Source organism: Thiohalobacter thiocyanaticus (assembly GCF_003932505.1).
GTDB lineage: Bacteria > Pseudomonadota > Gammaproteobacteria > Thiohalobacterales > Thiohalobacteraceae > Thiohalobacter > Thiohalobacter thiocyanaticus.
Window position 1 is genome coordinate 3045711 of record NZ_QZMU01000001.1, and the last position, 10770, is coordinate 3056480.

The window sequence follows — 10770 nt, forward strand, 5'->3', positions numbered from 1 at the left end:
AACAGCCTGCCTTGGGCCGAACATTGTTTGGCATGGCGTTGGGATAGCTGTCCCTAATCGAGACAAATTTTTTCTTATAATGCCTCTGACCGAAGCAAACTACTATTTCGCAATCCTCAGGTGCTAATGAGCAGCCGTGACATCACCAGCGCCCGCTTGCACGCAACTGCGGGTTTGTCATTTCGGAAGGCAACTTCTGCCTGATCATGCGACTGCTCGCAATGGGGCTGATCAAGGCGGTAATTTCAAACGCAATTCCGCGAAAACCGTAAATATGCCTATTTGCTGACCCACAAGGGTTAGAGGAAACTAGGCCAATGACTGCGTTTACTATCCGGAAAATTTGAGTACGATAGCTGAAACCTTACAATAGATTAATGGCTGCGAGGTTAAACACGGTGGGCGCCCTGTCGAATCTGTAGTGAGAAAGTCGATTTCATTCAATGGATAATCGCCATGCATGGTCTGGGCTTGATTAAGACTACTTCGAGGGCAGTCCACGTCTGTGTTTCGATATTATCCGACTCAAAAAGATCTCCAAAACGGGGGGTGGGGTACCTTTCTGGTCTGCAGGAGTCAATATTCAAACCGTATTGATGTTGGCGCCAACCCCCCCCCGGGTCATTTTGCGCGCCTGGCATACTTGATTTCCAAAAGCCAAGTTTTTAACTTCTTATTGAGCCCTGGGCGAACCATATATCACTTAGTGCATGGCTCAAAGCGAATGGCCGTGTGCGTAGCTTTCAGCTTGCATGGGAGAGCGGGAAGTGAGATGGAATGCACGCTAATGAGCAACACACGGGCTTTCATTCCTCCTTTCGGCTCGAGACGACTGGAAATCTGCCATGGACTTTATTCAATCACCCAGACCAAGGAAAAACCAATTGAAGCGGGTCCAGGATATCTAACGCTTGAATAATGGCTCTCAAAACGAACTTGATAGCAGGCCAAGGGAAATACGTCTATCTTCTAAAACTGATGTGCAGGGTGTTTGAAGATCGGGTTTTGGGCGTGGAGGAAAACATTTTTCTCACTCTTTCAAAAGGCGTTCTTCTTGAGGCCAGTTCTTGATCCGCTTTAGTGAAGAACAAGGCGATTTCCTCAGCCTTGGAAAATCTGTCTTTACGATGCGTTTCGTTATGCGGGAAATCTTGACCAGGCGTATGGTGAAGATGGAACGGGGGTTGATGTTGAATGCGTTGTTTTGTGATCTGATGGTTCGTTATTTTATTAGAATCAAGAAAGAGAAGCGTGCTCGGAACGAGTGCTTGAAGCAGCCATCAGTTGCTTAACTGCTCAGTCATGGTCTACTTCCAGAGGGTATAGTTAGGACTTCACTCTTCGAAGCTGAGGAGATGTGTTTTTTTGCCTGGATCACGGTATTAGACGGCATTAAATCAAGATATATTTGCGCTACTTTGGAATCGCCTTCAAACAGGAGTTTTTGTTGAGATCGGGGGCAAACGATGGATTTACATTATAGTCAAACACTATCACCTGGAAGATTTTGTCAAACTGGGGGGGAATTCTTATAAGAGGCAAACCCGCAATACACCGATGATTTAGCAAGAAAGGCAAAATCAGTTTTTTCTGCCACCCGCTGTGGGTGATAAGAAAGGACACTATCAATTCTGCAGTCAGGCTTTGTATGGAGGGGTTTCTTCGAGCTCTAGATAAACCCATGAAAAAAGGAAGCAGCTGGGCGAACTTCGATCACGGGATGGGTGGACGACTAAATTTATTTCTGTTTGATAATTAACGCCCCTCGGTTTATGATTTTTTATTTCAGTGATGTTAGGCGCCTGGAAGCAGGGATTGTAGAGGCAGATTGTGTAACCTTGATATTACAGATTTTTGTGTGCGGTTGTATCGAATATAATGCAAGGAAGGAAGAATTACAAGGAAAATTAACATACTCTGGCTTAAGGAGGCCGGTTACCGAATAGGTTTTGGAGGGACAGAACTCAGCACGATCTGTTCTTCATTGATGAAAGTGCCAGCAATTAGTGAAGACAAAAACCACTCGCAGAAATGCTGCTGCGGTGTGGAAGCATCAGCAGCATTTGGGTAGTGCGCGCTTCTACTTTTGTGCTTAACCGATATTAAGACAATTAACTCTTTGGAGTGGAGCAGCGGTGTAAGATGGTCTGTAGTACTGGCTAAAGTATCCGCCATCGCGTCTTTCTGATCTGGGTCTCATCTGGGAGTTACAAACACGCTTCGTGCCGCGAATCGTGCCGAGGTGATTTAGATCGAGCAGGGGGCCGGGTGATTGATACGCGCAATTGACGCTTATGGTTGCAATGTGGCGCTGTACGACTGCCGTTATTTTATCTACGGCTTGCGGCGCTTCATCACCGTATCTGTTGAGTGTCAACTCATTTAAGATATGCGCAGGAAATTGTGGTCTTATGCGTTGGATTTCTTATGGGCTAACGGTCATAGCTGCGGTGTTTCAAAGCGGACTTGATGGCGTTCAGCGGATGGATCTACCGCTGCAGTAGTATTTCGGGTCAAGTTCGCTGCCTTGGGCCTGACATTTTTTGCTAGTTCCAGAATATGGCCTTTGTGGCCTTGCGATGGTCCCAAATTCGGTCAGGGGCTAATTTTTGGGTTTTGGCAGGAAGATGGTTAGTATTGCCGAGCGCTTCCCATGCGATGCCTAAAATACCACCGCGTCGTTTTCGGAAACGCGTACTTGAAGAAATGCTTGGGTATGATTGAATAGTCGAGCTGCTACTGTATTTAATGCTTCTTCTTCGGACCAGATTACAAAGGCACTTATGGCGCGTTTTGGCCGGTCCATCTTCTGCTGGCTATTTGCGAGATGGCAATCAGGGTTGTGGTCAAAGCCCCGTGCAGTATCGTTACTGCAAAACCAGGCGTTGTCCCGTATGTTGCGAATAGCAGAGGTCAGGACAACGCAGCTTACAGGCTTTATCGGAGAGCAGCCACATACTGACCTTTGGTTACATGGCCATCGTTTGTCGCTTGCTCATTGCATGGGGGCGCGGGTTTTCCTGGCTTCTTTACAGGGACGTATCAACCATAAAAAGGTTGTTCTTTTTCTTGTTGTTGCTCGCCATTTGCATGGGCGGCCAATAATCAGTGCGATGCGCCTGCATATGTTACTAAGATGGAAAATGGGAGAGGTTCCTATGGAATACTATAGCCGACATGTAATGGGTGGAGGTAACCCTGATTTCGGCCGTTGTGTTATGGCAGGCCTTTAGGCGAAGAACGGAGTGTCTTTCCTACGTTGTGAGCGATTCTTTCTGGAGCTGGGGACGGAGTTTATATTCCAACGAAAAAAAATATTATCTTGGCTGGCGCAGTCTTTCTCGCGCGGAGCATGGCATGGCTTTGGCGTTTGCCAAGTCTGTGGCATTTATCGCCTTCGCAAATGCTTTCAATCAACATCCACCCTTTGCATCCTTCCGAGATCCGCCAGGTGAGCTTGTGTCAGACTTACTCGTTCCGCTATGGTTTTAGGTATTGCGGATGGTTTCATCCCTTGCGGAGAAGTGGTATGGAACTGGCTAAGGGCGGTCCAATCCGATGTTTTGATAGGAGCTGAAACTGGATTAATATCTGTAAACCACATAGAAACGGAATACTTTATTTTCGGCCAGGATTCCTGCTTTTGATGGATTTGATTGGTATTTACTACTCCATGACCGGGTTTTGGGGTAAAAATTTAATAATCGTATATATGGTTAATCACATTACTATTATGGAGCCACACCTTGAAGGGCATCGAGGACCATATTTGATATGGTTGATCGAATGTCTGCGGTTTCAAGGTCTGGATGTAAACTCTATTACTCAGAAGCTTCGAGGTATGATCCTCTCAATGAGACATATTGGAAGGTGCGGTGTGGCGGTAAAATCATATTTTCTTCGTCCGAAAGATTCGAAAAACCAAGATTATTAAATACAAAACTGACTGGTTTGTTCGCACGTGAGATTATATATTGGCGTCTTTTTAAGAAATGGGCAGGAAAATATCTCGTACCAAAAAAACAAACGGTCTTTATTCCGTATGCTCCTGATTCTTGCCTTATTACTCCGACCATATTCGGTTCCCCATTTTGTGTTAACCCGTGGGCAGGGATTGAATTGGGCAAAACCTTTCATTTTCAGGATGTGGGTGTTCGGCCACCCCAGCATCGGTTCGTTTTATCCGCAACTTCTTTATTTATGAAGCGTAATTGATACAAAATATCTAACACAATTTTTCACTATTGATGAAGTCGTTAGTCAAATGACCTTCAGGGATACGTGCCTGCGTCTACAGGAGTTGAGTTACTCCGGAACATTGCCTTAACGGAACGAATAAAACAAAAATAGAGGCAAGATTGCATTGGGTTTGCCTGCATCACGGTTTATGTATTCTGTATAAGGATCGCTCTCTATTGAGAAAGGGTGTCCGATGACTTACAAAGTGTGGGTGGTTGAATCATCAAAAAGATTATTCTGGTTGGATTGCAGCGCATATCAGTGAAGTGAAAGCACAATGTTTGCCACACATGCAGTCTCGACTCAGTTGATTGAGCAAGCCGCTTGTATTGTTATCGACCGGATTTAACTGAAAATGAATTAAGACCCGCGTTGGCAGAGCCGTATCCGATACGATATGGTTGGGGTATCGGCAATTTTACTGGAAGTGCTGTTTAGGTCCAGGCTGCGATATGCATACCCGTCTATTGCATGTCGCGAAGGCCTGATTTGTGGCTGATGATAATAATAAGTCCGGGCTATGATTGATCGGATTCCAGCGAAAGAAATCAACCATGCATTGAATAACACTCACGGATAATCCGGATTTGTTGTGAGCGGTTATCAAGAGCAGTCGAAGTCTATCGAGTGTAACACGCTTTACAACACATCGAGAGTCAAACACTCCAACTATCCGGGTAAATACTAACAAGCGGCTTGAGAAACTCTACACTGGATAATATTTAATGATATAAGGGAGTAAAATGAGACTGCAAATACTCAGTTTCCTCGTGCGCAGCGCGTGGACGTAGTATTATAACGAGCTGGCACGAATGGGCGATGCGATCCGCGTATTTTATTTACGCAACTATGGCCGATGGCGGCGCCCTGGAGACGGCCGTCAATCGAACTGATGCAGTCTTTCTCCCTGAGCAAGATTTAAAAAAACATTGTATAAGCCAGGGTTGCTAAATGAATTCAACACGCTTATGACCCCGACCAATACTGTGATGACGCCAGTATGCATCTCCTGGAAGCAAAAATGATTTATGTATTATTGTGGCATTAAAAAATATCACCTTTGGTTTTCTGGGCAGAGCCCCCCATGTAGGTACGCCGATGGACAGATTGTTACGATTGTTAAAAATGATATTGAGGCACCTGTGAGCACAGTTGCTCTATGGCGCCGCCCCGATCGCTTGGGTGGGCAAGAAACTTGGCAATAGGTGCCCGTGCTGAACAGGGAGTTTCGTCAATATATAAGGCGTGAAGAAAATCTATCTAAATTTTAAATTACTATGCAGATTAGACCGGTTTTTTCAGGCAGCTGAGTCTTGATCAACAGATTGGAAATAGCGATTTTTTGTTTTCAGTTCATTACATGAGAAAGGGTGCTGTTGGTCGCAGATGCTCTTGAGTCGCTCAGCTTGCAAGGCATTGATTTCACAGTTACCGCTGATAGGTTAGGTGCGCTTTGGAAGATTCAAAAGCCCTTAGTGGATCTGCCCGAGCCAGGGTCCGCTCATGGTTAGCTTTTGTCCAGCTCTAGGAACGTTCATGATTACTATGGAATTCTAATGTCTTCTTTTCCCTTCACCGCCATGGATGGCCTGTGGGGGATGTCCTGGTGGAAGACAGAAAGGCCTCTGGGATGGCGGTACTTAGCCCAAGCAGACAGTGATGCGTATCGTATATGCTACGGCATACGAAGAAATGGCCCGATTGCTTAGCGGTTTATGCATCAAACCACTAATCTCGAAGAGGAGACGATGACGAAAATTGATTCGGATCCATCACTTATTACTACGCTCGGCCAAGAAGCCAAAATCACAGCAGAAGCCTATACACATACCGCAGGTGCGGAAAAATTCTCAGCATATATCAACACTATTGGATGCCAGATAAAGTGAAAAATATATTTATCCTGATATGGCGAGGAACGGCCTTAGTGTTAAGTGAATATCTTGTAAATGTTGGCCATCGAAGGTCAATTTTTATTTATAAAACATTATAGCGAATGATCTATCGATTAAGGAAAAGATCGAAAACACAACGAAATCGGTGATATTGTATGGCGGGTCTTGGATGTCCTAAAAATTGGCTGGAATCAGGTCTGTGTGCTGTCTAGCCGGGTTTGTCGGAGAAAATCCTTACATTCGATATGTGATTGTATAGAATACCGGAGCAGGGGTCACTTATTCGATCCTACTCCAAGATCCAACTTAAATTTATGGAAAACTGCTATTCCAAGAATTTGAAACTCATTGTGCTTTCTATCCTTTCGGGCTCTGGTCAGACACACACTAGGGTGGTTTTTTTTTTGCTCCCAATGGGACCCGTTACATGTATCCCACTTCTGCCGTAAATCTGAGGGTACATTGGAGTATTTGATGTGAATGCTAAATATTTGAAAAAATGATGGAGCTAATTGAAATGGATCGATTCATATCTGAAACGGATATCGAGGAGCTGATATATGACAAGTATTGCGAAGTATGAGAGATTAGAAATTCGTCCAGATATACTATGCGTCGAATTTGCCCCAACGGTGTTTCTGGTAGGACGGTGTCAGAGATACGGGAATCATACGATATGGTTCTTCCAAGTGGCCGTAAGAGGAAAAGGCACCGTAACATTCGTCTGCGCAAAGGGTTGGAACATATCAAACGTTACTCAAAAATCTGATCGATCGGGCAGATGCCAATCAACGCGCGCAACTAATATGTTTTAATTAGACTTCGGAGAAACGCATATGGCTGCAATGAAATTGTGCGTACTTAAGTAGAGTTATATCTTAGCGGAGCCCTGCTTTCATTCTTGGTATATAATTTGCGTTCATGGGTGCCGCAGTTCCCAGTGAATAAATACTAATGAGGTTAGTGGGTATGTACAATTTCTAAGAATACTTTTTATATACTTATCAGCTATGCTGCTACTGGGTGGCCTGTCGTTGCTGTCATTCTCTCTGCGGTTTTCGAATATTTGGTGGAAGCGGCTTTTCTTTAGTTATACGCGGCTTTATTGCGGATCGCTAGCGTTATTTTCAGTCAACTTCATATACACCTTAAAGGCTTCCGAGTTATTACGATTTCTACTTGGTCTTTCTTTCTTTGTCTCGAGAAACAACTCTGGTATGGCCCTTAAAAAAATAACGTTTGTTCCAGGCGCGTACTACTCATAATCTTGCTTTTAGGCACTTGGCGATTCACGAGAATGATTGTAGTGGCCGTCTTATTGGTGGTGGGTGGTGTGTTGGCGCGACTGCTGGCACATGGCGTGCGCTTTGTCTGTATCGTCTTCGGGGTTTCACTTCTTTTCTTTTCGGGTTCATGGAAAAGCAAGCTTATTTCTTTAATCATACTGGCATTTGGGGTTCCGGGTGTTTATTTGAGCCAGACTTAGAAGTCTGTAATATTCCATGTTTTCTTTTCGTACTGATTTGCAGGGTTTGTGTTTATCCTTTCGCAAGGAAAATCCATGCATTCTTATCTATCCGGGTTCCAGCTATTAGAATTATTAATTATGCGGTGGCAAGACTGTTCGATGTCCTGAGCCGAGGCGGCGATGGACGTTCTCGGACCTTTCGGCGTCGCGTGGATCTGTGGGGTCGGGGTAACCTATATCGGATACTCTGGCAGGATTCATCTGTTTTTGGGCTATGGTTATTGCTCTGGAGTTGGATGATTGCAAGTGAGCTTGGCCGTAAAAAACGCTGGCACATTAGTTATTATCTTCAGGTCCTGTAAGCAATGGTCTTTGGTTCTCATGCTATTATTATTATTGATTGTGTATTTTGGACAATCTGAAAATCGTCCACCTGTTCCTACAGAGCCTTTGAATTTCCGATAAGCAAGAGCCAAACTGGATCTGGTTTCTTGCGGGATGCTTTTTATTTATTATTTAATTCACCTTATGAATAACCCATTTCCCAGGATACACCCATACATCTGCCGGCCTGGCACTTTTGGGTTTCGTTGAAACAGGGCCTTGTCAGAGATAACTTTGAAATGGCTTATGTTTCTCTTTCGCCCTCAAAGCAACTCCCCCGCCCCTGACCTTGGTCGATCCCTGCGGTTAATTCTGCTGTGAGGCTTCTGATTTTCATAGGCCCTTAAATCTTGGGACGTATGTAAAGGGCTTTCAAAAGGTGGCATAGATATGTTATTGAGGGCCTTCAGGAAAAGTATTTATTCTCTTTTGTGTGATGATTTCGTTACAGGTTCATCAGACCACCAGATCTGGGGTTTTTCTATCGTCCGTTGCATTGGTCAGCTCTGCGTTCTCCTTCAATATTAATTTTGTGCCCCGGCATGCCTAGCATTTCCCGCTTGGGGATCTAAGGTGCTTTATTCGTTTGAGCATTTATTATACTTGTTGCGGCGTCACTGGACGCGGATTGTTCTCATTTCATGGCGGGGGATACCGGGATGTTTATGCAGGATGCGGGCGATATTTTCAGGCCTTTTATAAATTATACATGAATTGAATCATGCGTCAGTTAATCGTGTACTGGGCCATCTCTGCGAGATCAATTTATTCCTAACCGGATGCAATAAACTGATATTACTATCTCGTTGCCACATGGACGCCGCGGCAACTTACGGCCGCGCTTAAAGCCGTGAGAGAAACAATTCCGTAACGCACAGAGCGTGCGGCTGTTATATTTGTCCAAATATCGCCTCCATGGGCTATCTTGCAGTACTTGATGCAGTCCATATTTGTTTTTGACAAGAGTAAAATATTCAGGTAAGAGCGATTTCAGGAGAAAATTTGAGGCCGGCTAGCTTCTTGACGGACGCAGCAGAGCAGGCGAGGGGGCCCGATTATTTTGAAACCATGGCCGTTCTAATCTAGACACAGGGCCTGCGCGATACATGGTGTTGTCGTGGGAGCAAAAAATGCTCTTGCACCAATCGGATATTTTCCATTTCCTACAGCTACTGGGGAGGCCAGCCTATAAGTATTGTCCGCCGCCCTAAGTCCGGGGATACTGTAATATCGACCCGCTACGTGCCATCCCTGATCAAACATATTTACTCGGGATATGGTATTTTGCTGGTGGCTGCTGTTATGGTGCTGATTATAAGCAGTGCCTGTTGAGGAAATTATAAAGACCCGGCTTGCTATGACGCCTGAGTGCGCGTGCACTGAGCTCTTAGGGAGAGAATTCACGCAGGACCCATATTGTCGATATAGCTACTCGGTCCTTGTACTGGGACGTTATATGTACTGTGCTATACCGGCTTATGGAATTGTTCCCCCCATCGCTTTCCTGCTCTCAGGCAGTTTCTTCATTGTCACCCACCCTTAGTCCCGATTGCCTACTGATCTATATGCCCTTGCTGGGTTCTGTATGTCACCGAGCTTGAGATCGTTCGTCACGCCCGCCCAGCGGTAATGTCTGTGGAATTCAGCTTCTGGACAGGGGAATGTTTCAGACGCGTACCGATGGTTTGTACGGCACTTATCGACTATGCGTCTTTCGCTGTATTTTACACCTAAATAAAATCGATCGCCTTTTTGCTCTTTATTCATTTACCCCCCGATCACGCTCCCAGATTAGTCGTTCAACTTTGTTATGGACGTATAGATGGAGGGCGGTGATATTGCTGGTAATTACCTCAGTGGAGGATGGCATCGGGTAGTAAGAGCACTCCGTTTGATGTGGCTGACCCAGTGGCTGGAGAATGTGGCTATAAGTCTGTCTATTTCTGGGCCGCATAGGGGGGTACAGCCCGTCTTTAAAGCCATTAAACAACTATATCGATGCTAATGGGGAGGCGATTCCCGCGGGCCTGGCGATTCTGTGATGTGATCAGTCTATTGCGGCGGACCATGGGTTGGTGCGCCATGTTTGTATTGCTGTCCCTGATTTGCTTGCTAGTTTATGGGGGATCTATCTCGGTTTACAGAGTCCGTATCGGGTAGACGGTTGTGTTTTGATTGCCCGTGCTATATTGCTGTACCCGCTATCGATTTTCGCGTGAATACTTTCCTTCAGTGGCGTTGAGAAATGTTTTCTGGCGGGTATTGGAAAGGGTTACCACCGGCACCCGATGTTGTCGATTTCCTCCTCTGGGATACCCGTGGATTGAATCCGTGGTCGTTCAAAGGAAAAGGGACGAAACCATTCCAGATGATGAGGGGAGGAAGACGCTTGAATGGCGCCTGAAAGCGTCCTGGATGAGATAGTCCTTCAAAACCCTAATACAGTTGGAGTCGTAGAGCCTGGAGGCAGATCCGTGCAATTATGGAGAAATTCCGCGTGTTAAAAAACGCCCGGACCACGGATGCGATTGATCTGCTTCTGCGCGTGAGCCTTCGGAGGTTATTTTCTGCAGCCGCTGAAAGGTAATCTGCAACACGCTTTGGGTGGCAGGGAGATGTCCGTGGTTGTGTAATGGACTGGTGGAAGGACCAAGCAGATTTTGGTTAACGCTCAACTGGAATCTGCTTTCCTTCGGAATGAGGTAGCGCAGCTTCGACACATGGCTTCTGCGATGCATCCACTCCCATCTTTGCGCAGGAAATTCCAGCAAACTGTACGTCCCG

Annotated in this window: 1 protein-coding gene; it reads right to left on the reverse strand. The window is 45.5% G+C overall.

Annotation, left to right across the window (positions count from 1 at the left end; genetic code table 11):
* Nucleotides 1–10466: 10466 nt before the first annotated feature.
* Nucleotides 10467–10770, reverse strand: a 304-nt coding sequence (locus D6C00_RS15850; RefSeq protein ID WP_206609577.1) for a hypothetical protein, incomplete at its 5' end; no start/stop codon positions are given.